This window comes from Halobacillus sp. ABH2_015 (assembly GCF_056158945.1).
In genome coordinates, this window is record NZ_JBSWUG010000002.1 from 3,709,901 (window position 1) to 3,734,343 (window position 24,443).

A 24,443-nucleotide genomic window follows, 5' to 3' on the forward strand; every position below is an offset into this window, starting at 1 on the left:
CCGCAAGCCTGTTCGGCATGTCTTGCCGGACCCTTTTTTCGTTATTAAAATGCTTGATTTGAGGGGTGAATCAGTTGACAGGTCAACTAGTTCAGTATGGACGACACCGCCAGCGCAGAAGTTATGCACGTATCAGTGAGGTATTGGAATTACCAAACCTGATTGAAATCCAAACCGCTTCTTACGATTGGTTCTTAAAAGAAGGTTTGAAGGAAATGTTCCAGGACATTTCCCCGATTGAAGATTTCACAGGTAATCTATCGCTTGAATTCGTAGACTACAGCCTTGGCGAACCAAAGTATCCAGTCGATGAGTCAAAGGATCGCGATGTAACATATAACGCACCGCTTCGAGTGAAAGTACGCCTTCTAAACAACGAGACAGGTGAAGTAAAAGAGCAGGAAGTTTTCATGGGTGACTTCCCATTGATGACAGACACAGGTACCTTCGTAATCAACGGTGCTGAGCGTGTCATTGTATCTCAGCTCGTCCGCTCTCCAAGCGTGTACTTTAACAAGAAAATAGATAAAAACGGTAAACGCGGCTATACGGCAACCGTCATTCCAAACCGCGGAGCGTGGCTGGAATTTGAAACAGATGCCAAAGATGTCGTACACGTACGTATTGACCGTACGCGTAAGCTGCCGATTACAGTTCTGCTGCGTGCTTTAGGATTCGGAACCGACCAGGAGATCATTGATCTTATCGGCGACAACGAATACTTGAAAAACACGCTTGAGAAAGATAATACGGAGACTACAGAGAAAGCGCTGCTTGAAATCTACGAGCGTCTACGCCCTGGTGAGCCGCCTACAGTAGAAAATGCGAAAAGCTTGTTGGTTTCCCGTTTCTTCGATCCAAAACGCTACGACCTAGCGCGCGTTGGACGATATAAAATGAACAAAAAGCTTCATATTAAGGACCGTTTGTTCAATCAGACACTGGCGGAAACGCTGGTCGATGAGGAAACAGGCGAAGTCATCGCTGAAAAAGGCGATAAGATTGACCGCCGTCTCCTGAATAAACTGATCCCTTACTTCGATGATCAGGAAGGTACATTGAGTGAAGAAACACTTGAACCCGTTGAAGGCGTTCTTGAAGATCCGATCCAAGTACAGTCTGTGAAAATCGTTGATCCAACTGACCCGGAAGGGGAGCGTTCCATCAACGTTATCGGCAATGCTAACATTGACCGTGATGTGAAGAACATTACTCCTGCTGATATTCTTTCTTCTATCAGTTACTTCTTCAACCTGCTGCATGATGTAGGCGGTACAGACGATATTGACCACCTTGGTAACCGTCGTCTGCGTTCTGTAGGTGAACTTCTTCAGAACCAGTTCCGTATTGGTCTTTCCCGTATGGAGCGTGTCGTTCGTGAGCGTATGTCCATCCAGGATACATCGTCCATCACGCCACAGCAGTTGATTAACATCCGGCCTGTGATTGCGTCCATTAAAGAGTTCTTCGGAAGCTCGCAGCTTTCACAGTTCATGGACCAGACCAACCCGCTTGCGGAATTGACGCACAAACGCCGTCTATCCGCTCTTGGACCAGGTGGTTTAACTCGTGAACGCGCAGGATTTGAAGTTCGTGACGTACACTATTCCCACTACGGGCGTATGTGTCCGATCGAAACACCGGAAGGTCCAAACATTGGACTGATCAACTCCCTTTCTTCCTATGCGAAAGTGAATGAGTTCGGATTTATTGAAACGCCATACCGTCGTGTCGACCCGGATACAAACAAAGTAACGGCTCAAATCGACTACCTGACTGCCGATGAGGAAGATAACTACGTGGTCGCCCAGGCGAACGCGAAGCTTGATGATGACGGTGGATTCACAGATGAAGAAGTTATCGCACGTTTCCGCGGGGAAAACACGGTCGTAGCCCGTGACCGCCTTGACTACATGGACGTATCTCCGAAGCAGGTAGTATCTGCTGCGACAGCTTGTATCCCATTCCTTGAGAATGATGACTCCAACCGTTCCCTTATGGGTGCGAACATGCAGCGTCAAGCAGTACCATTGCTGAAGCCGGATGCGCCTCTTGTGGGTACTGGTATGGAATATGTGTCTGGTAAAGACTCCGGTGCTGCCGTTATTTGTAAGCACGAAGGAATTGTTGAGCGCGTGGAAGCGAAAGAAGTCCGCGTCCGCCGTATTTCTGAAGTAGATGGCAAAGAGGTTGAGGGAGATCTTGACCGTTACCGTCTTCAGAAATTCATCCGTTCCAACCAGGGAAGCTGTTATAACCAGCGTCCAATCGTTTCTAAAGGTGACCGTGTTACAAAAGGGGAAATCCTAGCTGATGGTCCATCCATGGATATGGGTGAACTGGCTCTTGGACAGAACCCGCTTGTGGCCTTCATGACATGGGATGGTTACAACTACGAGGATGCGATCATTATGAGTGAGCGCCTTGTTAAAGACGATGTATACACTTCCATCCACATTGAAGAATATGAATCAGAAGCCCGTGATACGAAGCTTGGACCTGAAGAGATCACTCGTGATATTCCTAACGTCGGTGAAGATGCTCTTCGTGACCTGGATGACCGTGGAATTATCCGCGTCGGAGCAGAAGTCAGTGACGGAGATCTGCTTGTCGGTAAAGTTACACCTAAAGGGGTAACAGAACTGTCTGCAGAAGAACGCCTTCTTCACGCTATCTTCGGTGAAAAGGCTCGTGAAGTCCGCGATACGTCTCTTCGTGTTCCTCACGGTGCCGGTGGTATCGTTCTTGATGTGAAAATCTTCAACCGTGAAGACGGAGATGAGCTTCCACCAGGAGTGAACCAGCTGATCCGTGCTTATATCGTTCAGAAGCGTAAGATTTCTGAAGGGGATAAGATGGCTGGACGTCACGGTAACAAAGGTGTTATTTCCAAGATTCTTCCGGAAGAGGACATGCCGTTCCTTCCAGATGGAACACCGGTTGATATCATGTTGAACCCACTTGGTGTACCATCTCGTATGAACATCGGTCAGGTGCTGGAGCTGCACATGGGTATGGCCGCCCGTTTGATGGGTGAAAGAATTGCCACCCCGGTCTTTGATGGTGCCCGCGAGGAAGATGTTTGGGAAACATTACAGGAAGCAGGCATGGCTCGTGATGCGAAAACGATCCTGTATGATGGACGTACCGGGGATCCGTTTGATAACCGTGTATCTGTCGGTGTCATGTACATGATCAAACTGGCACACATGGTTGATGATAAACTCCACGCCCGTTCAACTGGACCTTACTCTCTCGTTACCCAGCAGCCACTTGGTGGTAAAGCCCAATTCGGTGGTCAGCGTTTCGGTGAGATGGAGGTATGGGCCCTTGAAGCATATGGTGCTGCCTATACCCTGCAGGAAATCCTGACGGTTAAATCCGATGATGTTGTTGGCCGTGTGAAAACATACGAAGCCATCGTCAAAGGTGACAACGTACCGGAACCTGGTGTGCCGGAATCCTTCAAGGTTCTTATCAAGGAACTTCAAAGTCTTGGTATGGATGTGAAGATTCTCTCCGGTGATGAGGAAGAGATTGAGATGCGGGATATTGAGGAAGAGCAAACCAAAGAATCCGAGAATTTGAACTTAGACGATTAAGTTAGAAACACTGCTGTCGCTCGTGTTCTAAGCTTAGGGTAAAACCTGGATACTGAAAGGGAGGTAGGCCCCTTGCTAGATGTTAACAACTTTGAGTATATGAAAATCGGCCTCGCTTCACCGGATAAGATTCGTTCTTGGTCCTATGGTGAAGTTAAAAAGCCGGAAACCATCAACTATCGTACGTTGAAACCAGAGAAAGACGGTCTTTTCTGTGAGCGTATCTTCGGGCCTCAAAAAGACTGGGAATGTCACTGTGGAAAATACAAACGCGTCCGTTACAAGGGCGTCGTTTGTGACCGCTGTGGCGTTGAAGTAACAAAAGCGAAAGTACGCCGTGAGCGTATGGGGCACCTTGAACTAGCTGCCCCTGTCTCTCACATCTGGTACTTCAAAGGTATCCCGAGTCGTATGGGTCTTGTATTGGATATGTCGCCAAGAGCGCTTGAAGAGGTTATTTACTTCGCCGCTTACATCGTGACCGATCCAGGCGAGACAGCTCTTGAGAAGAAGCAGCTGCTTTCTGAAAAAGAGTACCGTTCATACCGTGAGAAATTCGGACAAGGCTTTCAGGCTGCTATGGGAGCGGAAGCCATCCGTAAACTTCTATTCGACATCGACTTGGATGGAGAAGTAGACACACTGAAGGAAGAATTGAAAACTGCCCAGGGTCAGCGACGCACACGTGCGATCAAGCGCCTGGAAGTGTTGGAGTCCTTCCGTCACTCTGGTAACGATCCTTCGTGGATGATCCTGGATGTTCTTCCTGTCATCCCTCCGGAACTGCGCCCAATGGTGCAGCTGGATGGTGGACGTTTCGCCACATCTGATTTGAACGACCTTTATCGTCGTGTCATCAACCGTAATAACCGTCTGAAGCGTCTATTGGATCTTGGAGCCCCTACGATTATCGTTCAGAACGAGAAGCGTATGCTTCAGGAAGCTGTTGACGCCCTGATCGATAACGGCCGACGCGGCCGACCGGTTACAGGTCCTGGTAACCGTCCACTTAAATCTCTTTCCCACATGTTGAAAGGGAAGCAGGGACGTTTCCGTCAAAACCTTCTTGGTAAGCGTGTTGACTATTCCGGACGTTCCGTAATCGTTGTAGGACCATCGTTAAAGATGTACCAATGTGGTCTTCCGAAAGAAATGGCTCTGGAGTTGTTCAAGCCTTTCGTTATGAAGGAATTGGTTTCCCGCGGACTTGCACACAACATCAAGTCAGCTAAACGTAAGATTGAACGCGTTCACCATGAAGTATGGGATGTTCTTGAGGATGTCATTAAAGAGCACCCGGTTCTTCTTAACCGTGCACCAACGCTTCACCGTCTTGGTATCCAAGCGTTCGAACCGACGCTTGTAGAAGGACGCGCCATTCGTCTGCACCCGCTCGTATGTACGGCTTATAACGCCGACTTTGACGGTGACCAGATGGCTGTACACGTACCGTTATCCTCAGAAGCTCAGGCTGAAGCGCGTATTCTGATGCTTGCGGCTCAGAACATCCTGAACCCGAAAGACGGAAAACCAGTTGTTACGCCGTCACAGGATATGGTACTTGGTAACTACTACCTCACTCTTGAGCGTACCAACGCAATAGGAGAAGGTATGTTCTTCAAGGACTTGAACGAAGCGCTGATGGCTTACCAGAATGGTTATGCCCACCTGCACACACGTGTAGCTGTTCAGGCGAGTTCCTTGAATAACGAAACATTCACAGAAAAACAGAACCAGCAGCTTCTTCTGACTACGGTCGGTAAGTTGATCTTCAACGAAATGCTGCCTAGTTCTTTCCCTTATATCAATGAACCAACAAAAGAAAACCTGGAGATCAAGACTCCGGATCATTACTTTATTGAAAATGGAACAGATATCCGTGCGGAAATTGCGAAGCGCGACGAAGTCGCTCCATTCAAAAAAGGAATTCTTGGAGACATCATTGCAGAAGTGTTCAAACGCTTCTCCATCAGTGAAACGTCCAAGATGCTTGACCGTATGAAGGATCTTGGTTTTGCTTACTCTACGAAGGCCGGTATTACAGTCGGTGTATCCGACGTTGTCGTACTTCCAGAGAAACAGGAAATTCTTGATGAAGGTCAGAAGAAAGTCGATAAGGTCATGAAACAGTTCCGCCGCGGTTTAATTACCGAAGAAGAACGTTATGACCGCGTCATTGAAATCTGGGGAGCAGCCAAGGATGATATTCAGAACCGTCTGATGAAATCCCTTGATCCGCGTAACCCGATCTTCATGATGAGTGATTCCGGAGCCCGTGGTAACGCCTCTAACTTTACGCAGCTCGCTGGTATGCGTGGTCTGATGGCCAACCCGGCTGGACGTATCATTGAACTACCAATCAAGTCCAGTTTCCGTGAAGGTCTGACTGTACTTGAATACTTCATCTCCACACACGGTGCACGTAAAGGTCTTGCTGATACAGCCCTTAAGACAGCCGACTCAGGTTATCTGACTCGTCGTCTTGTAGACGTTGCGCAGGATGTCATCGTCCGTGAAGATGATTGTGGAACGGACCGCGGCTTGACTGTTGCCGCCCTTCAGGAAGGCTCTGAAATCATTGAGCCGCTGATCGACCGTCTCATTGGTCGTACAGCGTTCCAGAAAATTGAACACCCTGAAACAGGTCGTGTTCTTGCAGAAAGAAATGAAGTTATTTCCGAAGATACTGCGAAACAGATTGAAGATTCCGGTATTAAGGAAGTTGTCATCCGAACTGCCTTCACTTGTAATACGAAGCACGGCGTATGTAAGAAATGTTATGGCCGCAACCTTGCCACTGGTGATGAGGTTGAAGTTGGAGAAGCTGTCGGAATCATCGCAGCGCAGTCCATCGGTGAGCCTGGTACACAGCTTACTATGCGTACCTTCCACACAGGCGGGGTAGCCGGAGACGATATCACACAGGGTCTTCCTCGTATCCAGGAGATCGTGGAAGCTCGTAATCCGAAAGGTCAGGCTGTCATCACTGAAATCGATGGTACTGTCCACGAAGTGAATGAAGTGAAAGAGAAACAGGAGATCGTCGTCCAGGGCGCGGTTGAGTCCCGCTCCTATACTGCTCCATACGGTGCCCGTATGAAAGTAAGTGTCGGTGACGAAGTGAAGTCCGGTGATGCGTTGACGGAAGGTTCCATCGATCCGAAGGAACTGTTAACCATCAAAGGTCTCGACGGAGTTCAGGAATATCTTCTTAAAGAAGTTCAGAAAGTATACCGTATGCAGGGTGTAGAAATTTCTGATAAGCACGTAGAAGTTATGGTCCGTCAAATGCTCCGCAAAGTCCGTGTTCTTGACTCTGGTGACACAGATGTTCTACCTGGATCCCTTCTTGAAATTCACCAATTCAAAGAAGCGAACCAAAAAGTGCTCATGGAAGGTGGTCAGCCGGCAGTCGGCCGTCCAGTCATCCTGGGTATTACGAAAGCGTCTCTTGAAACAGACAGCTTCCTGTCCGCCGCGTCCTTCCAGGAAACGACTCGTGTCCTGACTGATGCAGCTATTAAAGGCAAGCGCGACGAGCTGCTTGGCTTGAAAGAGAACGTCATTATCGGTAAACTTGTTCCTGCAGGTACGGGCATGACCCGCTACCGCAAGATACAGGCTCAAGCCGAGGGTGCGCAGACCGAAACTTCGGTAACACCTGAAGAGGTTACGCAGCCATAAAAAGAGAAGTAGATGTTAACAAAGGGTAAAAAATAAGGAAGCACCAAAAATCTCACCCGAATGCAGTTGACATGCATTTGGGTGAGTGATAATATTATCAAGGTGCTTCCATTTATCCTTGTTACTTTGGAGGATATGAAGATGTCTTATGAAAAAGTAGCACAGGCAGGTTTCGATATCATTATCGGAACAAAGCAGACACTGAAAGCCATGAAAAATGGTGAAGTGAACGAAGTCATAACGGCTGACGATGCCGATCAGTCCATGACATTTAAAGTAGCTGAACTGGCCCGGCAACTGAACATTCCCCATACACGGGTTCCTTCCATGGAAGAGCTCGGGAATGCATGCGGTATTGACGTTGGTGCGGCTACAGTGGCGATAAAGCAATAAAGTTTTGGCGTTTCAACGCGAAAGCTTTGTTTTTTGCCTTTTTATGAACCACCTGGATGTGTGGTATTAAAAAATGAAGGGAGGATACAACCATGCCAACTATTAACCAATTGGTACGTAAAGGTCGCGTGAGCAAGACAAAGCAGACGAACTCTCCAGCTTTGAACAAAGGCTATAACAGCATGAAAAAGCGTATGACAGATCTTGCTGCTCCACAAAAACGTGGTGTCTGCACACGTGTTGGTACAATGACACCGAAGAAACCGAACTCTGCACTTCGTAAATATGCACGTGTTCGTTTGACTAACCAGCTTGAGGTTAACGCTTATATCCCTGGTATCGGCCACAACCTTCAAGAACACAGTGTTGTTCTTATCCGTGGCGGTAAAGTTAAAGACTTGCCAGGTGTACGTTACCACATCGTACGTGGTGCGCTTGATACTTCAAGTGTTGACGGCCGTATGCAAGGTCGCTCCAAGTACGGTACCAAAAAGCCAAAAGCTAAAAAATAAACGATATGAATATATCGCTTAAATAAACTAAAACAATTGTGAGAAGGGAGGGGAACATATGCCACGTAAAGGTCCAGTAGCAAAACGTGATGTGTTGCCAGATCCAATGTATAACTCTAAGCTTGTTACTCGTTTGATCAACCAAATCATGGTGAACGGTCAGCGCGGAAAAGCTCAAAAGATTCTTTATAAAGCTTTTGAACTTGTTCAGGAGCGCAGCGGAAACGAAGCAATGGAAGCATTCGACGAAGCAATGAAGAATGTTATGCCTGTATTGGAGGTTCGCGCACGCCGTGTGGGTGGTTCCAACTACCAGGTACCAGTTGAGGTTCGTCCGGAACGTCGTCAGGCTCTAGGTCTTCGTTTCATCGTAAACTATGCGCGTCTACGCGGAGAGAAAACGATGGAAGAGCGCCTTGCTAACGAAATTCTTGATGCATCGAACAACACTGGTGCTTCCGTTAAACGCCGCGAAGAAATGCACAAAATGGCAGAAGCGAACAAAGCATTCGCTCACTACCGTTGGTAATCACCAAAAAAATAACTGTTCAAACAGGAAGGAGAAAGATTCATGGCTAGAGAGTTCTCCTTGGAAAAGACTCGGAATATCGGGATCATGGCTCACATCGACGCTGGTAAAACAACGGCGACTGAGCGTATTCTTTTCTACACAGGACGTATCCACAAAATTGGTGAAACTCACGAAGGAGCTTCCCAAATGGACTGGATGGAGCAGGAACAGGAGCGCGGAATCACAATTACTTCCGCCGCTACGACTGCTCAGTGGAGAGACCACCGTATTAACATCATCGACACTCCTGGACACGTAGACTTCACTGTTGAAGTTGAGCGTTCCCTGCGTGTACTTGATGGATCTGTAGCTGTTCTTGACGCCCAATCCGGTGTTGAGCCTCAAACAGAAACTGTTTGGCGCCAGGCTACCACGTACGGTGTTCCACGTATCGTGTTCGTTAACAAAATGGACAAAGTAGGGGCTGACTTCATTTACTCCCTTGGCACATTGAAAGACCGCCTTGGTGCAAATGCCGCAGCTGTTCAACTTCCTATCGGTGCAGAAGATGAATTCGAAGGAATCATCGACCTTGTAACGATGGAAGCCTACTACTACATGGATAACCTTGGGACTCGTGCAGAAGCACGTGCCATTCCGGATGACTACAAAGATCAGGCTGAAGAGTACCGCGGCAAGCTTGTAGAAGCTGTTGCTGAACTTGATGAAGACTTGATGATGCAGTATCTGGAAGGGGAAGAAATCACGAACGAGCAGCTGAAGACGGCTATCCGTACAGCTACTCTAACTGTAGACTTCTACCCAGTCTTCTGTGGGTCTGCCTTCAAGAACAAAGGTGTACAACTTCTAATTGATGGTGTTATTGATTATCTACCATCTCCATTGGATGTACCTCCAATTGAAGGTCACGTACCACAAACTGAAGAGCATGTTGTCCGTAAGGCTGATGACAACGAGCCATTCTCTGGTCTGGCTTTCAAAGTTGCCACAGACCCTTATGTAGGTAAACTGACATTCTTCCGCGTATATTCCGGAACACTTTCCGCTGGTTCTTACGTGAAAAACTCCACGAAGGATAAGCGTGAGCGTGTAGGTCGTATCCTGCAGATGCACGCAAACTCCCGTGAAGAGATTTCCACAGTATACGCTGGTGATATCGCTGGTGCGGTAGGTCTTAAAGACACGGGTACAGGTGACACTCTATGTGATGAGAAGAGCCTTGTTATCCTTGAATCTATGGAGTTCCCTGAACCGGTAATCTCTGTAGCTATCGAGCCTAAATCCAAAGCTGACCAAGATAAAATGGCCATTGCCCTTGGTAAGCTTGCTGAAGAAGATCCAACGTTCCAAACGGAAACAAACGTTGAAACAGGACAAACGATCATCGCTGGTATGGGTGAGCTTCACCTTGACATCATCGTTGACCGCCTGAAACGTGAGTTCAAAGTTGAAGCGAACATTGGCGCTCCACAGGTTGCCTACCGCGAAACATTCCGCGCTAGTGCACAAGTGGAAGGTAAGTTCGTACGTCAATCCGGTGGTCGTGGACAATTCGGTCACGTATGGGTTGAGTTCGAACCAAACGAAGAAGGCGCTGGTTTCGAATTCGTCAACAAGATTGTTGGTGGTGTTGTACCGCGTGAATACATTCCATCTGTAGAACAAGGGATTAAAGAATCCTTGGAGAATGGTGTATTGGCCGGCTACCCAATGGTAGACATCAAAGCAACTCTTTATGATGGTTCCTACCACGATGTCGACTCCAACGAAATGGCCTTTAAAGTTGCTGCTTCCATGGCACTTAAAGAGGCTAAAAACAAGTGTAAGCCTGTTCTACTTGAACCAATGATGAAAGTAGAAGTTGTTATTCCTGAGGAATACATGGGCGATATCATGGGTGACGTAACTTCCCGTCGTGGACGTGTTGAAGGTATGGAAACTCGTGGTAATGCACAAGTGGTTAAAGCATTCGTTCCACTATCTGAAATGTTCGGTTACGCAACAGCGTTGCGCTCCAACACTCAGGGCCGCGGAACTTACACCATGCACTTCGACCACTACGAAGAAGTTCCGAAGAGCATCTCTGAGGAAATCATCAAGAAAAATTCCGGACAATAATTGATTTTTTAAACAAGTTACAGTATAACTTGTAATGTAAGCTTAGGAGTGCTTGTCACTCCTTGGCTGCATATAAATCTTAAACTAATAATTGTTACTTATCTAAAGGAGGAAATATACAATGGGTAAAGAAAAATTTGACCGGTCCAAGTCCCACGTTAACATTGGTACTATTGGACACGTTGACCACGGTAAAACTACTCTAACTGCAGCGATCACTACTGTACTTCATAAGAAATCTGGTTCTGGTGAAGCTATGGCCTACGACATGATCGACGGTGCTCCTGAAGAGCGTGAGCGTGGAATCACTATCTCCACTGCACACGTTGAGTACGAAACTGAAACTCGTCACTATGCACACGTTGACTGCCCAGGTCACGCTGACTACGTTAAGAACATGATCACTGGTGCTGCTCAAATGGACGGCGCGATCTTGGTTGTATCTGCAGCTGACGGTCCAATGCCACAAACTCGTGAGCACATCCTACTTTCTAAAAACGTAGGTGTACCAGCTATCGTTGTATTCTTGAACAAAGTTGACATGGTAGACGACGAAGAGCTTCTTGAGCTAGTTGAAATGGAAGTTCGTGATCTTCTATCTGAATATGACTTCCCTGGTGACGATGTACCAGTAATCAGCGGTTCTGCTCTTAAAGCTCTTGAAGGTGAAGAGAAATACGAGCAGGCGATCTATGACCTTATGGACGCTGTTGACGAGCACATCCCAACTCCAGACCGTGACACTGACAAGCCATTCATGATGCCTGTTGAGGACGTATTCTCCATCACTGGCCGTGGTACAGTTGCAACTGGCCGTGTTGAGCGTGGTCAAGTTAAAGTCGGTGACGAAGTTGAAATCATCGGTATGGCTGAAGAGTCCTTCAAGACTGCCGTAACTGGTGTTGAAATGTTCCGTAAGCTTCTTGACTATGCAGAAGCTGGCGATAACATTGGTGCTCTTCTACGTGGTGTTAAGCGTGAAGACATCAACCGTGGTCAGGTACTAGCTAAGCCTGGTTCCATCACACCACACACAAACTTCAAAGCTGAAGTTTATGTACTAGCTAAAGACGAAGGTGGACGTCACACTCCATTCTTCTCTAACTACCGCCCACAGTTCTACTTCCGTACAACGGACGTAACTGGTGTTATTCAACTTCCTGAAGGCGTAGAAATGGTTATGCCTGGGGACAACGTTGAAATGACAGTTGAACTTATCGCTCCAATCGCGATCGAGGACGGAACTCGTTTCTCCATCCGTGAAGGTGGACGTACTGTAGGTTCAGGCGTTGTATCTACAATCACTAAATAAGATTTCTCTTATTTTATAGGAAGCAGCAGCCATCCGGCTGCTGCTTTTTTTATGTTATCACTTGAAAGAACCGGCTGAATTTGTTTTAATGTATTATGGAATTTTCGTGGTGCATCGATCGGATTATATATAGAAGAGATGGTTGAAATGTGCCGCAAACATCAGTATAATAGTAAAAGTGTCCGTAGATAAATTATTTATGGATTTTCCTTGCATTGACCCGAATTATTCTATATAATGAGTAATGTTGGTCATAAAAGGCGATGAAGCGAAAGGTTGTTGACACACCCGGCCCCTTTGCCATGGCTGGTGTTCAAGTTTTTTCGCGGAGAATGTCTATTTTAAAAATGGGCGAAGAAGGAGGGAATATCATGGCAAAAGAAAAAATTCGTATTCGTTTAAAAGCGTATGATCACAGAGTGCTTGATCAGTCAGCAGAGAAGATCGTTGATACAGCTAAGCGTTCCGGCGCGGAAGTATCTGGTCCGATCCCGCTTCCAACTGAGCGTTCTGTATATACAGTACTTCGTGCGACTCACAAGTATAAAGACTCTCGTGAGCAGTTCGAAATGCGCACGCACAAACGTCTGATTGACATTGTTAATCCAACACCACAGACCGTTGATTCACTAATGCGTTTGGATCTACCATCTGGTGTGGATATCGAAATTAAACTATAATATATCGTTAAGATAATAGGAGGTGTAACGGATGACGAAAGGAATCTTAGGACGCAAGGTCGGCATGACACAGATTTTCTCAGACAACGGTGAATTGATCCCTGTAACTGTTATTCAGGCTGAGCCGAACGTAGTTCTTCAAAAGAAAACTACAGAAAATGATGGTTATGAAGCGATCCAGCTTGGATTTGCTGATGAAAAGTCCAACCGTTTGAAGAAAGCTGCTCAAGGGCACGCTGACAAAGCAAACACAACACCTAAGCGCTACGTTCGTGAATTCCGTAATGCGAACCTTGATGACTTTGAACTAGGTCAAGAGGTTAAGGTAGATATGTTTGAAACTGGTGACGCAATCGATGTGACAGGTACTTCTAAAGGGAAAGGTTTCCAAGGTGCAATCAAGCGCCACAACCAATCCACTGGACCTAAAACACACGGTTCCCGTTTCCACCGCCGTTCCGGTTCTATGGGACAAGGTGCAGACCCATCTAAAGTCTTCAAAGGCAAAGGTCTTGCAGGACAAATGGGTGGCGAGCAGGTAACTCTTCAAAACCTTGAAGTAGTTAAAGTAGACGCTGAGCGTAACCTGCTTCTAGTCAAAGGTAATGTACCAGGCGCGAAAAAATCTTACGTTAAGATTACAAGTGCAAATAAGGCTAGCAAATAATCAACGAAGGGAGGATATGTCATGCCTAAAGTAGCACTATTAAACCAAAGCGGTTCTAATGTTGGTGAAATCGAACTGAATGAAGCCGTATTTGGGATTGAACCTAATACTCACGTATTACACGAAACAGTGTTGATGCAGCGCGCGAATCTTCGCCAAGGCACACACAAAGTAAAAGGACGTTCTGAAGTATCCGGCGGTGGCCGTAAACCATGGCGTCAAAAAGGTACAGGCCGTGCACGTCAAGGGTCTATCCGTTCACCACAATGGGTTGGCGGTGGAACTGTATTCGGTCCTACACCACGCAGCTACAGCTACACGATGCCGAAAAAAGTTCGTCGTCTTGCACTTCAGTCCGCTTACTCTTCTAAAGTACAGGAAGGTAACGCAATCGTTCTTGAGAGCTTGTCTCTAGACGCTCCAAAAACTAAAGAAGTTGTAAATATGCTTAGCGCACTAGACGTAAACGAGAAGGCTTTGATCGTTACAGCAGGAGAAGATAAGAACGTAGCTCTATCTTCTAATAACATCCCTACAGTAAATGCTCTCCCTGTAGAGCAGGTAAGTGTGTTAGACTTGCTGACGCATGACAAGCTGATCCTTACTAAGGAAGCAGCTGAAAAAGCAGGGGAGGTGCTCTCATAATGAAAGAACCACGCGATATTATTAAGCGCCCTGTCATTACAGAACATTCTGCTGATCTTATGGGAGAAAAGAAATATACGTTTGAAGTTAGCCCGAAAGCTAACAAAACTGAAATTAAAAATGCAGTTGAAGAAATCTTTGGCGTTCAGGTTGAATCTGTCAACACAATGAACCTTAAAGGTAAATTCAAGCGTATGGGTCGTTACGGCGGCTATCGTTCTGATCGTAAGAAAGCAGTTATTAAGTTGACTCAGGACAGTGAAGAACTAGAATTCTTTGAAGTATAATTGACTAATTGATAATGAAGGAGGGAAATAAAGATGGCGATTAAAAAGTTCAGACCGATTACTAACGGTCGTCGACACATGTCAGTTTCTGATTTCGCTGAAATTACGACTGACAAACCTGAACGCTCCCTTATCGCTCCACTTCACAAAAAAGGTGGACGTAACAACCAGGGTAGGCTGACAGTTCGTCATCAGGGCGGAGGCCACAAGCGTCAGTATCGTATGATCGACTTCAAACGCGACAAAGATGGAATACCTGGACGCGTTGCTACAGTTGAATATGATCCGAACCGCTCCGCTAACATTGCACTAATCAACTATGTTGATGGTGAAAAACGCTACATCCTTGCTCCTAAAGGTGTTAAGGTTGGCACAGAAATCATTTCAGGTGAAGGTGCGGATATCAAACCTGGTAACGCTCTTGCACTTAAAGATATTCCAGTTGGTACAATCGTACACAACGTAGAACTTAAGCCGGGACGCGGCGGACAGCTTGTTCGTTCTGCTGGTGCTTCTGCACAAATCCTTGGCCGTGAAAACAAATACACTCTAGTACGCCTGACTTCTGGTGAGGTCCGCCTGGTACTATCTACCTGCCGTGCAACAATCGGTCAAGTTGGTAACCTTGAGCACGAACTTATCAGTGTTGGTAAAGCTGGACGTTCTCGTTGGAAAGGCAAGCGCCCTACTGTACGTGGTTCCGTAATGAACCCTAGTGATCACCCACACGGTGGTGGTGAAGGACGCGCACCAATCGGTATGCCATCTCCTGTATCTCCATGGGGTAAACCAACTCTTGGATACAAGACAAGAAAACGCAACAAGCCGTCTGATAAATATATCGTACGTAGACGCGGTAAAAAATAACGGGATTGTCGGGCGGGCAGTAGGACCCGTCTCTCAATCGCGAAGGGAGGTTTATTCATGGGCCGCAGCCTGAAAAAAGGACCTTTTGTAGATGATCATTTGATGAAGAAAATCGAGAAGCTTAATGAAGATAGCAAACAGCAGGTCGTGAAGACTTGGTCTCGTCGTTCAACTATCTTCCCTAACTTCGTAGGACACACCATTGCTGTTTATGATGGTCGCAAACACGTACCTGTCTATGTTACAGAAGACATGGTAGGTCATAAACTAGGTGAATTCGCGCCAACCCGTACGTTCAAGGGACACTCTGGCGATGACAAGAAAACAAAACGCTAATATAGAGAGGAGGCACTCTAATGCAAGCTAAAGCAGTTGCTAAAACCGTTCGTATCGCTCCTCGTAAAGCTCGTCTTGTAATTGATTTAATTCGAGGAAAAAATGTGGGTGAAGCTCTAGCTACACTTCGCCTGAAAAACCGCGGCGCATCTCCAGTAGTTGAGAAACTTCTTAACTCTGCGATCGCCAACGCTGAACACAATTATGAAATGGATCCGGAAAACCTATATGTTTCCGAAGCGTTTGTAAACGAAGGCGTAACACTTAAACGTTTCCGTCCTCGTGCAATGGGCCGCGCAAGCCAGATCAACAAACGCACAAGCCACATCACTGTGGTCGTATCAGAAAAAAAGGAGGGATAATCAGTGGGTCAAAAAATTAATCCGGTAGGTCTTCGTATCGGCGTTATCCGTGACTGGGAGTCCAAGTGGTACGCTGGTAAAGACTACGCAGACTTGTTACATGAAGACATTAAGATTCGTGAATATGTTGAAACTCGTCTTAAAGATGCTGCTCTTTCCACGGTCGAAATCGAACGTGCAGCAAACCGTGTAAACATTACTGTGCACACAGCTAAGCCAGGAATGGTTATCGGTAAAGGCGGTTCTGAAGTCGAAGCACTTCGTAAAGCTCTTAACCAACTCACTGGTAAACGAGTTCACATCAACATCGTTGAAGTGAAAAAGCCAGATCTTGACGCTACACTTGTAGCTGACAATATTGCACGTCAATTGGAAAACCGTGTATCTTTCCGTCGTGCTCAGAAACAAACTCTACAACGCGCAATGCGTGCAGGAGCTAAAGGTATCCGTACCCAGGTATCTGGTCGTCTAGGTGGCGCAGATATCGCTCGTGCTGAATACTACAGTGAAGGAACTGTACCACTTCATACACTTCGTGCAGACATCGATTACGGTACTGCTGAAGCAGACACCACTTACGGTAAGCTTGGTGTTAAAGTGTGGATCTATCGTGGTGAAATCCTTCCAACTAAAACTGATAAATAAGGAAGGGGGAACAGCATTATGTTAATGCCTAAACGTGTTAAATATCGTCGTCAACACCGTACAAGCTTGAAAGGCCGTGCAAAAGGCGGTACTGAAGTTGCATTCGGTGAATATGGTTTGCAAGCTATCGATCCAGCTTGGATCACAGCCCGTCAGATCGAGGCAGCGCGTATCGCGATGACTCGTTACATGAAGCGTGGCGGTAAAGTTTGGATCAAAATCTTCCCTGATAAGCCTTATACTGCTAAGCCCCTAGAAGTACGTATGGGTTCCGGTAAAGGTGCTCCAGAAGGTTTCGTAGCAGTTGTGAAACCAGGGAAAATTATGTTTGAGATCGCAGGAGTTTCTGAAGAGGTAGCCCGCGAAGCACTTCGTCTTGCTTCCCACAAACTTCCGATCCGCACGAAATTCGTAAAACGTGAAGAAATTGGTGGTGAAATCAATGAAGGCTAATGAGATCCGTGAATTAACCACTGCCGAAATTGAACAAAAAGTTAAATCTCTTAAAGAGGAACTTTTCAACCTACGCTTCCAATTGGCAACAGGTCAACTTGAGAACACTGCACGTATCCGTCAAGTTCGCAAGTCCATCGCCCGTATGAAGACTGTTGCTCGTGAACGTGAGCTAGGCGTAAATAACTAATAGATGAGAGGAGGTCACCCTCACATGACTGAACGTAATAATCGTAAGGTTTATACCGGCCGTGTTGTTTCTGACAAAATGGACAAAACAATCACTGTTATGGTAGAAACTTATAAGTTCCACAAGCTTTATGGCAAACGCGTAAAGTATTCTAAAAAGTTCAAAGCACATGACGAAAACAACCAGGCGAAAAACGGCGACATCGTGCGCATTATGGAAACTCGTCCATTGTCCGCATCCAAGCGTTTCCGTCTTCTAGAAGTTGTTGAAGAGTCTGTTATTATCTAAATAAAGTTCGCTCGGAGATGATCCGAAGGGAGGTTACATGGTATGATTCAACAGGAATCTCGTCTGAAAGTTGCAGACAACTCTGGTGCACGTGAAATCCAAACGATCAAAGTCTTGGGTGGATCCGGCCGTAAAACAGCTAACATTGGTGATATCATCACTGCTACTGTGAAACAGGCAACACCAGGAGGCGTTGTTAAAAAAGGTGAAGTAGTTAAAGCTGTTATCGTACGTTCTAAGAGCGGTATGCGCCGTAAAGATGGTTCTTATATCCGTTTCGACGAAAACGCAGCAGTAATCGTTCGTGATGACAAAGGACCACGCGGTACTCGTATCTTCGGACCGGTAGCTCGTGAACTTCGTGATGCTAAATTCATGAAGATTGTATCTCTAGCTCCAGAAGTATTATAAAAGCCTGAATGAAATGCCTTGTTAAGGAGGTGCGCGTAGAATGCACGTAAAAAAAGGTGACAAAGTAATGGTCATTAGCGGTAAGGATAAAGGCAAGCAAGGTACAATCCTTGAAGCTTATCCAAAGAAAGATCGTGTTCTTGTTGAAGGCGTGAACGAAGTGAAAAAACACGCGAAGCCGTCTCAAGAAAACCCACAGGGTGGAATCTTGACTCAGGAAGCAGCGATCCACGTATCAAACGTAATGCCGATTGATCCTAAGACTGGCGAACCGACCCGTGTTGGTTACAAAGTCGAAGACGATAAGAAAGTTCGTATCGCGAAAAAATCCGGTGAAGCGCTGGACAAATAACCCATAGATGAAAGGAGGGCCACACGATGAACGAACTAAAGAAACAATATAAAGAAGAAGTTGTTCCATCCCTGATGAGCAAATTTGAATATGAGTCCATCATGCAGACACCAAAAGTTGAGAAAATCGTTGTCAACATGGGTGTAGGCGATGCTGTTCAAAACGCGAAAGCACTTGATACAGCTGTTGAAGAACTAACAATGATTACTGGTCAGAAACCAGTGATTACGAAAGCTAAGAAATCAATCGCAGGCTTCCGTCTACGTGAGGGTATGCCGATCGGTGCGAAAGTAACCCTTCGCGGAGAGCGTATGTACCAATTCCTACAAAAGCTGATCGCCGTATCACTACCACGTGTGCGTGACTTCCGTGGTATTTCTAAGAAAGCTTTTGATGGTCGTGGAAACTACACTCTTGGTGTTAAAGAGCAATTGATTTTCCCAGAGATCGATTACGATAAAGTAAACAAAGTGCGTGGAATGGATATCGTTATTGTCACTTCTGCTGACTCTGACGAAGAAGCGCGTGAACTATTAGCTCAATTCGGCATGCCGTTCCAAAAATAATGAGCTGACATTAAGGAGGGAAAATAGTGGCTAAAAAATCAATGGTCGCGAAGCAACAGCGTAAACAGAAGTACGAAGTACGCGAATACACTCGTTGTGAACGCTGCGGACGTCCGCACTCCGTACTACGTAAGTTTAAGCTTTGCCGTATTTGTTTCCGTGAACTTGCATACAAAGGACAAATCCCTGGTGTCAAAAAAGCCAGCTGGTAAACCCGTAACAGGGAAGGAGGTAAAAGAGTTATGACAATGACAGATCCAATTGCAGATATGCTGACTCGTATCCGTAATGCGAATATGGTTCGCCACGAGAAGCTTGAACTTCCAGCTTCCAACGTGAAAAAAGAAATCGCTGATATCCTTAAGCGTGAAGGTTTCGTACGTGACTACGAATTTGTAGAAGACAACAAGCAGGGTGTTCTTCGCATCTTCCTTAAGTACGGCCAGAACAACGAGCGCGTAATCACTGGTGTTAAACGTATCAGTAAGCCAGGTCTACGTGTGTATGCGAACTCCGAAGAGCTTCCTAAAGTTCTTAACGGACTTGGTATTGCCGTTGTATCCACATCAAAAGGTGTCCTAACAGATAAAGAAGCTCGTGAACAAGCCATCGGCGGCGAAGTTCTAGCTTACGTCTGGTAATAAAACGAACAAGACAGGAGGTGCAAAAATATGTCTCGCGTAGGATTAAAAACTCTTGAGATTCCTGAAGGTGTAGAAATCATTCAGGACAACCAAACGATTACAGTGAAAGGTCCAAAAGGGGAACTGACTCGTACGTTCCACGAGGACATCACTGTTACAGTTGAAGATAACGTTCTATCTGTATCGCGTCCAAGCGATCACAAAGAGCACCGCGCTCTTCACGGTACAACACGCAGCCTGATCGGCAACATGGTTGAAGGTGTATCTAAAGGTTTCGAGAAGAACCTTGAAATCATCGGTGTCGGTTACCGTGCTCAGAAGCAGGGCGAAACAGTTGTTGTGAACGCTGGTTATTCCCACCCTGTAGAAATCGAAAAACGCGAAGGAATCGAAATCGAAGTTCCTTCCAACACAAAAGTTACTGTTAAAGGTATCGACAAAGAACTAGTTGGTGCTGTTGCTGCTAACATCCGTGCTATCCGTCCTCCAGAGCCTTACAAAGGCAAAGGAATTCGTTACGAAGGCGAACGTGTACGCAGTAAAGAAGGTAAAACAGCTAAATAAGGTTCTAAGGTAACGTATAGAAAGGAGTGACCAAGATGATCACGAAGGCAGATAAAAATGTCGTACGTAAGAAGCGCCACGCCCGCGTTCGTAAAAATGTTGTCGGCACAGCTGAACGCCCACGCTTGAACGTATACCGCTCTAACAATCACATCTATGCTCAACTCATCAATGATGAGAGCCAGGTAACAGTAGCAAGTGCATCTACTGTAGATAAAGGTTTTGACCTTGACCAGACTGGTAACGTGGAAGCTGCTAAGAAAGTCGGTGAAATGGTAGCACAACGCGCAATCGATAACGGCTTTAAAGTTGTTGTATTCGACCGCGGAGGTTACTTGTATCACGGCCGTGTCAAAGCACTAGCTGAAGCAGCCCGCGAAACCGGACTTGAATTTTAATAGTTAAAGGAGGGACACAAATGAATTTAAACATCGACCCTAACAAACTTGATCTTGAAGAACGCGTAGTCACTATCAACCGTGTAGCGAAAGTAGTTAAAGGTGGACGCCGTTTCCGTTTTGCTGCGCTTGTTGTAGTTGGAGATAAAAATGGTCATGTTGGTTTCGGTACAGGGAAAGCCCAAGAGGTACCGGAAGCAATCAAAAAAGCCATTGATGATGCTAAGAAAAATCTAATCACAGTACCAGTGAAGAACACGACGATTCCACACGAAATCAACGGACGTTTTGGTGCAGGTAACATTCTTATGAAGCCGGCAGCAGAAGGTACTGGAGTTATTGCTGGTGGACCTGTCCGTGCGGTACTTGAGCTTGCAGGTGTTCAAGACATTCTATCTAAGTCTCTTGGTTCTAACACGCCAATCAACATGGTACGTGCTACACTTACTGGACTTAGCGAGCTTAAGCGCGCAGAAGACGTTGCAAGACTTCGCGGTAAGTCTGTACAAGAACTAGGATAAGGAGGGAAATAAAATGGCTAATCAGTTAGAAATTACCCTCACGCGCAGCGTTATTGGTAGACCACAAGATCAGCGTGCTACGGTCAAGGCTCTTGGTCTTAACAAGATCCGACAAACTGTCGTAGTTGAAGATAACCCGGCGATCCGAGGTATGGCTAATAAGGTGTCTCACCTAGTTACGATTAAGGAAGTTTAATAGAAGAAAAGTAATAAGGAGGTGCAACGCATGAAACTGCATGAACTTAAACCGGCTAAAGGTACTCGTAAAGAGCGTAACCGTGTAGGCCGTGGTATGGCTTCTGGTAATGGTAAAACATCCGGACGTGGACACAAAGGTCAAGGTCAGCGTTCCGGCAGCAAAACACGCCCAGGTTTCGAGGGTGGACAGATGCCACTATTCCAGCGCCTGCCTAAGCGTGGTTTTACAAACATTCACCGTAAAGAGTTCGCAATCGTTAACCTTGATGCCCTGAACCGTTTCGAAGAAGGTACAGAGGTTACTCCTGAGCTTCTACTTGAATCCGGCGTGGTAAGCAACCAAAAAGCAGGAATCAAAGTATTGGCTAAAGGTTCTATCGAGAAGAAACTTACAGTGAAAGCTCACAAATTCTCTGCTTCCGCAAAAGAAGCGATTGAAGCGGCGGGCGGTCAAACTGAGGTGATTTAATGTTCCGGACAATCTCCAATTTTATGCGCGTGGGTGATATTCGACGGAAAATCATTTTCACTTTGCTGATGCTCGTTGTGTTCCGCCTGGGAACCTTCATCCCGGTGCCTTTCACAAACAGAGACGCCATCACTTTCATGGATGAACAGAACGCATTTGGGTTTCTGAATACGTTCGGAGGCGGGGCATTACAGAACTTCTCCATCTTTGCTATGGGGATCATGCCCTACATTACAGCCTCCATCATCATGCAGCTGCTGCAGATGGATGTTGTCCCGAAATTTGCTGAGTGGAAACAGCAGGGTGAAGTTGGCCGTCGAAAATTAGCTCAGTTTACCCGCTACGGAACTATTGTTCTCGCTTTCGTTCAAGCCATTGGTATGTCCATTGGTTTTAACGCTTTGGCAGGAGGTCAGTTGATCTCGGATCCTGGTGTTACCAAGTTCTTAGTCATTGCGCTTGTGCTGACAGGCGGAACAGCTTTTCTAATGTGGCTTGGCGAGCAAATCACTGCACATGGCGTAGGAAATGGTATTTCTATACTGATTTTCGCAGGTATCGTTGCGGCGATTCCGAATGGTGTGAATCAGTTGTATGATCAGTACATCTCCGGTGCAGGAGACGAACTGTTCATCAATCTGGTTATCATCGCGTTGATTGCCTTGGTCATCGTTGCGGTCGTGGTTGGAGTTATCTTCATCCAGCAGGCCCTTCGTAAAATCCCAATCCAGTATGCGAAGCGTTTAGTGAATCGTTCCCCTGTAGGTGGACATTCCACTCACCTTCCACTCAAAGTGAATGCTGCAGGAGTTATTCCGGTCATCTTTGCGATATCCTTTATCATCGCTCCGAGAACCGTCGCCGGCTTCTTTGAAGACAGTGAAGTAGCTTCTGTTATCCAGTATATCTTTGATTACCAGAACTGGCCGGGAATGATTATCTATGTTGCGTTAATTATTGCCTTCACGTATTTCTACACGTTTGTTCAGGTTAATCCGGAACAGATGGCAGAAAACCTGAAGAAGCAGGGCGGTTACATTCCGGGGATTCGTCCCGGGGCTAATACTGAAACGTATCTGACCCGTGTAATGTACCGATTAACCTTTGTAGGATCCATTTTCCTTGCAGCTGTCTCCATCCTTCCAATCATCCTTGGTTCCCTGGCGCAACTGCCGCCGACGGTCCAAATTGGAGGAACAAGCCTGCTCATCGTTGTCGGGGTTGCCCTTGAAATGATGAAACAGCTTGAAAGTCAGCTTGTAAAACGCCACTATAAAGGATTCATTAAATAATAAACATCCTGCTATTGAATAAATGAGAGCGAGGGGAAGACGTTGAATTTAATCCTAATGGGTCTCCCTGGTGCCGGAAAAGGTACTCAGGCAGAGAAAATAGTCGAAAAATATGACATCCCTCATATCTCAACTGGAGATATGTTCCGTTTAGCTATCAAAGAAGGAACATCCCTTGGTCAAGAGGCCAAATCATATATGGACAAAGGCGAACTCGTTCCCGATGAAGTTACCATCGGAATCGTTCGCGAACGTCTAAGTAAGCCGGATTGTCAGAAAGGCTTTCTGCTCGATGGTTTCCCTAGAACCATCGCTCAGGCAGAAGCCCTTCACAACCTTCTGGCCGATATGGAACGGTCACTGGATTATGTTCTTCATATCGATGTTCCAAAAGAGAAGCTTATCGAGCGTCTGACTGGACGACGCATCTGCCCGACCTGCGGTGCTACGTACCACGTTGTGTTCAACCCTCCTAAAGAGGACGGGATCTGTGATAACGATGGTTCAGCATTGACTCAGCGGGAAGACGATCAGCCTGAAACCGTTAAGAAACGCCTCGAGGTCAACGTAGAACAGCAGCAGCCTCTGCTTGATTTCTATCAGGATCAAGGCTACCTGGTCTCCTTCGAAGGTGATAAAGACATCAAAGAAGTATTTGTTGACATTGATCAAAAGCTTGGAGCACTGGCTGAATGATTATATGTAAGACTCCGCGGGAATTAGATATTATGCGTGAAGCAGGTCGCATTGTCGCCCTGACGCACCAAAAGATGAAAGAAAACATCCGACCAGGTATAACTACTGGAGAATTGGATAAGATTGCTGATAAATTCATACGCAGTATGGATGCAATCCCTTCTTTTAAAGGTTATAATGGATTCCGTGGCAGTATCTGTGCATCTGTCAACGAAGAACTTGTTCATGGTATTCCTGGAGACAGGGTCCTGAACGATGGTGATATTATCAGTATCGATATTGGGGCAAAATATAAAGGCTATCACGGTGATTCGGCCTGGACGTATCCGGTCGGCACTGTTGATGAGGGCACATTGGAGCTGCTGAGAGTTACCGAGCAGTCATTGTTCAAAGGACTTGATGAAGCAAAACCAGGTGAACGCCTTTCAAATATATCGCATGCCATCCAAAGCTATGTGGAGCCTGAAGGTTTCTCCATAGTCAGGGAATATGTCGGTCACGGCGTTGGTCAGGAACTTCATGAGGATCCACAGATTCCTCATTATGGACCTCCCAACAAAGGCCCCCGATTGAAACCTGGAATGGTATTAGCTGTTGAACCGATGATCAATGCAGGTTCACGTTATGTGAAAACCCTGAATGATCAATGGACGGTTGTAACGCAGGATGGAAAGATGTGCGCACATTTTGAGCACACCATCGCGATTACGGATGAGGGTTACGAAATATTAACAAAATCCTAAATGAAGGTGATCGTTT

Annotated in this window: 31 protein-coding genes; all 31 read left to right on the top strand. The window is 46.3% G+C overall.

What is annotated here, in order from left to right; genetic code table 11:
* The first annotated feature begins 74 nt into the window (after positions 1–74).
* The 31 genes from rpoB to map all read left to right on the top strand — a co-directional run bounded on the left by rpoB (position 75) and on the right by map (position 24,427).
* A complete protein-coding gene (rpoB, locus tag ACXAD6_RS19145) occupies positions 75–3,602 on the top strand; it encodes a DNA-directed RNA polymerase subunit beta (protein WP_474970237.1) in 3,528 nt (1,175 codons plus the stop codon).
* A 72-nt stretch (positions 3,603–3,674) separates the two neighbouring features.
* Positions 3,675–7,286, top strand: coding sequence for a DNA-directed RNA polymerase subunit beta' (gene rpoC, locus ACXAD6_RS19150; protein ID WP_474970238.1), 3,612 nt, complete (start codon positions 3,675–3,677; stop codon positions 7,284–7,286).
* Positions 7,287–7,427: 141 nt separating this feature from the next.
* On the top strand, positions 7,428–7,679 hold the full coding sequence (locus ACXAD6_RS19155; protein WP_474970467.1) for a 50S ribosomal protein L7ae-like protein: 252 nt from the start codon (positions 7,428–7,430) through the stop codon (positions 7,677–7,679).
* Positions 7,680–7,771: 92 nt separating this feature from the next.
* Positions 7,772–8,191 carry a 30S ribosomal protein S12 gene (gene rpsL, locus ACXAD6_RS19160; protein ID WP_027953428.1) on the top strand — a complete coding sequence of 140 codons (420 nt, stop codon included), beginning with the start codon at positions 7,772–7,774 and terminating at the stop codon, positions 8,189–8,191.
* A 58-nt stretch (positions 8,192–8,249) separates the two neighbouring features.
* Positions 8,250–8,720: a 30S ribosomal protein S7 gene (gene rpsG, locus ACXAD6_RS19165; protein WP_474970239.1), complete on the top strand. Its 471-nt coding sequence runs from the start codon at positions 8,250–8,252 to the stop codon at positions 8,718–8,720.
* 42 nt (positions 8,721–8,762) lie between these two features.
* On the top strand, positions 8,763–10,841 hold the full coding sequence (gene fusA / locus ACXAD6_RS19170; protein WP_474970240.1) for an elongation factor G: 2,079 nt from the start codon (positions 8,763–8,765) through the stop codon (positions 10,839–10,841).
* 121 nt (positions 10,842–10,962) lie between these two features.
* Entirely contained in the window at positions 10,963–12,153 is a 1,191-nt protein-coding gene (gene tuf / locus ACXAD6_RS19175; RefSeq protein ID WP_474970241.1) for an elongation factor Tu, read from the top strand.
* A gap of 371 nt (positions 12,154–12,524) precedes the next feature.
* Positions 12,525–12,833: a 30S ribosomal protein S10 gene (gene rpsJ / locus ACXAD6_RS19180; protein ID WP_027953424.1), complete on the top strand. Its 309-nt coding sequence runs from the start codon at positions 12,525–12,527 to the stop codon at positions 12,831–12,833.
* A 31-nt stretch (positions 12,834–12,864) separates the two neighbouring features.
* Positions 12,865–13,500, top strand: a complete 636-nt coding sequence (gene rplC / locus ACXAD6_RS19185; protein ID WP_027953423.1) for a 50S ribosomal protein L3 — start codon at positions 12,865–12,867, stop codon at positions 13,498–13,500.
* A 21-nt stretch (positions 13,501–13,521) separates the two neighbouring features.
* The gene (rplD, locus tag ACXAD6_RS19190; RefSeq protein ID WP_027953422.1) at positions 13,522–14,145 is read left to right on the top strand and encodes a 50S ribosomal protein L4; all 624 of its coding nucleotides are present in this window, start codon (positions 13,522–13,524) and stop codon (positions 14,143–14,145) included.
* A complete protein-coding gene (rplW, locus tag ACXAD6_RS19195) occupies positions 14,145–14,432 on the top strand; it encodes a 50S ribosomal protein L23 (RefSeq protein WP_474970242.1) in 288 nt (95 codons plus the stop codon). Before rplD ends, rplW begins: the two co-directional genes overlap by 1 nt.
* A 33-nt stretch (positions 14,433–14,465) precedes the next feature.
* The gene (gene rplB / locus ACXAD6_RS19200; protein WP_474970243.1) at positions 14,466–15,299 is read left to right on the top strand and encodes a 50S ribosomal protein L2; all 834 of its coding nucleotides are present in this window, start codon (positions 14,466–14,468) and stop codon (positions 15,297–15,299) included.
* Positions 15,300–15,356: 57 nt separating this feature from the next.
* A complete protein-coding gene (rpsS, locus tag ACXAD6_RS19205; protein WP_027953419.1) occupies positions 15,357–15,635 on the top strand; it encodes a 30S ribosomal protein S19 in 279 nt (92 codons plus the stop codon).
* A 20-nt stretch (positions 15,636–15,655) separates the two neighbouring features.
* The gene (gene rplV, locus ACXAD6_RS19210; RefSeq protein WP_027953418.1) at positions 15,656–15,997 is read left to right on the top strand and encodes a 50S ribosomal protein L22; all 342 of its coding nucleotides are present in this window, start codon (positions 15,656–15,658) and stop codon (positions 15,995–15,997) included.
* Positions 15,998–16,000: 3 nt separating this feature from the next.
* Positions 16,001–16,642 carry a 30S ribosomal protein S3 gene (rpsC, locus tag ACXAD6_RS19215; protein ID WP_027953417.1) on the top strand — a complete coding sequence of 214 codons (642 nt, stop codon included), beginning with the start codon at positions 16,001–16,003 and terminating at the stop codon, positions 16,640–16,642.
* 18 nt (positions 16,643–16,660) lie between these two features.
* Entirely contained in the window at positions 16,661–17,095 is a 435-nt protein-coding gene (rplP, locus tag ACXAD6_RS19220) for a 50S ribosomal protein L16 (RefSeq protein WP_027953416.1), read from the top strand.
* Positions 17,085–17,285, top strand: a complete 201-nt coding sequence (gene rpmC / locus ACXAD6_RS19225) for a 50S ribosomal protein L29 (RefSeq protein WP_027953415.1) — start codon at positions 17,085–17,087, stop codon at positions 17,283–17,285. The genes rplP and rpmC overlap by 11 nt, the downstream gene beginning before the upstream one ends.
* A gap of 24 nt (positions 17,286–17,309) precedes the next feature.
* Positions 17,310–17,573, top strand: coding sequence for a 30S ribosomal protein S17 (rpsQ, locus tag ACXAD6_RS19230; RefSeq protein WP_027953414.1), 264 nt, complete (start codon positions 17,310–17,312; stop codon positions 17,571–17,573).
* A 42-nt stretch (positions 17,574–17,615) separates the two neighbouring features.
* Positions 17,616–17,984, top strand: a complete 369-nt coding sequence (gene rplN, locus ACXAD6_RS19235) for a 50S ribosomal protein L14 (RefSeq protein ID WP_027953413.1) — start codon at positions 17,616–17,618, stop codon at positions 17,982–17,984.
* Between the two features lie 40 nt (positions 17,985–18,024).
* Positions 18,025–18,336, top strand: a complete 312-nt coding sequence (rplX, locus tag ACXAD6_RS19240; RefSeq protein WP_027953412.1) for a 50S ribosomal protein L24 — start codon at positions 18,025–18,027, stop codon at positions 18,334–18,336.
* A 26-nt stretch (positions 18,337–18,362) separates the two neighbouring features.
* Positions 18,363–18,902: a 50S ribosomal protein L5 gene (rplE, locus tag ACXAD6_RS19245; protein WP_027953411.1), complete on the top strand. Its 540-nt coding sequence runs from the start codon at positions 18,363–18,365 to the stop codon at positions 18,900–18,902.
* Between the two features lie 26 nt (positions 18,903–18,928).
* Positions 18,929–19,114: a type Z 30S ribosomal protein S14 gene (locus ACXAD6_RS19250; RefSeq protein ID WP_027953410.1), complete on the top strand. Its 186-nt coding sequence runs from the start codon at positions 18,929–18,931 to the stop codon at positions 19,112–19,114.
* Between the two features lie 30 nt (positions 19,115–19,144).
* A complete protein-coding gene (rpsH, locus tag ACXAD6_RS19255) occupies positions 19,145–19,543 on the top strand; it encodes a 30S ribosomal protein S8 (protein ID WP_027953409.1) in 399 nt (132 codons plus the stop codon).
* A 30-nt stretch (positions 19,544–19,573) separates the two neighbouring features.
* Positions 19,574–20,110 carry a 50S ribosomal protein L6 gene (rplF, locus tag ACXAD6_RS19260; RefSeq protein ID WP_474970244.1) on the top strand — a complete coding sequence of 179 codons (537 nt, stop codon included), beginning with the start codon at positions 19,574–19,576 and terminating at the stop codon, positions 20,108–20,110.
* 35 nt (positions 20,111–20,145) lie between these two features.
* Complete coding sequence (gene rplR / locus ACXAD6_RS19265; protein WP_206936248.1) at positions 20,146–20,508, top strand: 50S ribosomal protein L18; 363 nt, start codon at positions 20,146–20,148, stop codon at positions 20,506–20,508.
* 20 nt (positions 20,509–20,528) lie between these two features.
* Positions 20,529–21,029: a 30S ribosomal protein S5 gene (gene rpsE, locus ACXAD6_RS19270; protein ID WP_027953406.1), complete on the top strand. Its 501-nt coding sequence runs from the start codon at positions 20,529–20,531 to the stop codon at positions 21,027–21,029.
* Positions 21,030–21,042: 13 nt separating this feature from the next.
* A complete protein-coding gene (rpmD, locus tag ACXAD6_RS19275; protein WP_027953405.1) occupies positions 21,043–21,225 on the top strand; it encodes a 50S ribosomal protein L30 in 183 nt (60 codons plus the stop codon).
* Between the two features lie 30 nt (positions 21,226–21,255).
* Positions 21,256–21,696: a 50S ribosomal protein L15 gene (gene rplO, locus ACXAD6_RS19280; protein WP_027953404.1), complete on the top strand. Its 441-nt coding sequence runs from the start codon at positions 21,256–21,258 to the stop codon at positions 21,694–21,696.
* A complete protein-coding gene (gene secY / locus ACXAD6_RS19285; protein WP_027953403.1) occupies positions 21,696–22,988 on the top strand; it encodes a preprotein translocase subunit SecY in 1,293 nt (430 codons plus the stop codon). The genes rplO and secY overlap by 1 nt, the downstream gene beginning before the upstream one ends.
* Positions 22,989–23,030: 42 nt before the next feature.
* Positions 23,031–23,684 (top strand): adenylate kinase, encoded by a 654-nt coding sequence (locus ACXAD6_RS19290; protein WP_027953402.1) that lies wholly within the window; start codon positions 23,031–23,033, stop codon positions 23,682–23,684.
* Entirely contained in the window at positions 23,681–24,427 is a 747-nt protein-coding gene (map, locus tag ACXAD6_RS19295; RefSeq protein WP_474970245.1) for a type I methionyl aminopeptidase, read from the top strand. The genes ACXAD6_RS19290 and map overlap by 4 nt, the downstream gene beginning before the upstream one ends.
* Positions 24,428–24,443 lie beyond the last annotated feature (16 nt).

What these genes read in the sequence shown, in the direction of transcription:
- ACXAD6_RS19155 (WP_474970467.1), top strand. Translation starts at nt 7,428, where the DNA reads ATGTCTTATGAAAAAGTAGCACAGGCAGGTTTCGATATCATTATCGGA.
- rpsL (WP_027953428.1), top strand. Translation starts at nt 7,772, where the DNA reads ATGCCAACTATTAACCAATTGGTACGTAAAGGTCGCGTGAGCAAGACA.
- rpsG (WP_474970239.1), top strand. Translation starts at nt 8,250, where the DNA reads ATGCCACGTAAAGGTCCAGTAGCAAAACGTGATGTGTTGCCAGATCCA.
- fusA (WP_474970240.1), top strand. Translation starts at nt 8,763, where the DNA reads ATGGCTAGAGAGTTCTCCTTGGAAAAGACTCGGAATATCGGGATCATG.
- tuf (WP_474970241.1), top strand. Translation starts at nt 10,963, where the DNA reads ATGGGTAAAGAAAAATTTGACCGGTCCAAGTCCCACGTTAACATTGGT.
- rpsJ (WP_027953424.1), top strand. Translation starts at nt 12,525, where the DNA reads ATGGCAAAAGAAAAAATTCGTATTCGTTTAAAAGCGTATGATCACAGA.
- rplC (WP_027953423.1), top strand. Translation starts at nt 12,865, where the DNA reads ATGACGAAAGGAATCTTAGGACGCAAGGTCGGCATGACACAGATTTTC.
- rplD (WP_027953422.1), top strand. Translation starts at nt 13,522, where the DNA reads ATGCCTAAAGTAGCACTATTAAACCAAAGCGGTTCTAATGTTGGTGAA.
- rplW (WP_474970242.1), top strand. Translation starts at nt 14,145, where the DNA reads ATGAAAGAACCACGCGATATTATTAAGCGCCCTGTCATTACAGAACAT.
- rplB (WP_474970243.1), top strand. Translation starts at nt 14,466, where the DNA reads ATGGCGATTAAAAAGTTCAGACCGATTACTAACGGTCGTCGACACATG.
- rpsS (WP_027953419.1), top strand. Translation starts at nt 15,357, where the DNA reads ATGGGCCGCAGCCTGAAAAAAGGACCTTTTGTAGATGATCATTTGATG.
- rplV (WP_027953418.1), top strand. Translation starts at nt 15,656, where the DNA reads ATGCAAGCTAAAGCAGTTGCTAAAACCGTTCGTATCGCTCCTCGTAAA.
- rplP (WP_027953416.1), top strand. Translation starts at nt 16,661, where the DNA reads ATGTTAATGCCTAAACGTGTTAAATATCGTCGTCAACACCGTACAAGC.
- rpmC (WP_027953415.1), top strand. Translation starts at nt 17,085, where the DNA reads ATGAAGGCTAATGAGATCCGTGAATTAACCACTGCCGAAATTGAACAA.
- rpsQ (WP_027953414.1), top strand. Translation starts at nt 17,310, where the DNA reads ATGACTGAACGTAATAATCGTAAGGTTTATACCGGCCGTGTTGTTTCT.
- rplN (WP_027953413.1), top strand. Translation starts at nt 17,616, where the DNA reads ATGATTCAACAGGAATCTCGTCTGAAAGTTGCAGACAACTCTGGTGCA.
- rplX (WP_027953412.1), top strand. Translation starts at nt 18,025, where the DNA reads ATGCACGTAAAAAAAGGTGACAAAGTAATGGTCATTAGCGGTAAGGAT.
- rplE (WP_027953411.1), top strand. Translation starts at nt 18,363, where the DNA reads ATGAACGAACTAAAGAAACAATATAAAGAAGAAGTTGTTCCATCCCTG.
- rpsH (WP_027953409.1), top strand. Translation starts at nt 19,145, where the DNA reads ATGACAATGACAGATCCAATTGCAGATATGCTGACTCGTATCCGTAAT.
- rplF (WP_474970244.1), top strand. Translation starts at nt 19,574, where the DNA reads ATGTCTCGCGTAGGATTAAAAACTCTTGAGATTCCTGAAGGTGTAGAA.
- rplR (WP_206936248.1), top strand. Translation starts at nt 20,146, where the DNA reads ATGATCACGAAGGCAGATAAAAATGTCGTACGTAAGAAGCGCCACGCC.
- rpsE (WP_027953406.1), top strand. Translation starts at nt 20,529, where the DNA reads ATGAATTTAAACATCGACCCTAACAAACTTGATCTTGAAGAACGCGTA.
- rpmD (WP_027953405.1), top strand. Translation starts at nt 21,043, where the DNA reads ATGGCTAATCAGTTAGAAATTACCCTCACGCGCAGCGTTATTGGTAGA.
- rplO (WP_027953404.1), top strand. Translation starts at nt 21,256, where the DNA reads ATGAAACTGCATGAACTTAAACCGGCTAAAGGTACTCGTAAAGAGCGT.
- secY (WP_027953403.1), top strand. Translation starts at nt 21,696, where the DNA reads ATGTTCCGGACAATCTCCAATTTTATGCGCGTGGGTGATATTCGACGG.
- map (WP_474970245.1), top strand. Translation starts at nt 23,681, where the DNA reads ATGATTATATGTAAGACTCCGCGGGAATTAGATATTATGCGTGAAGCA.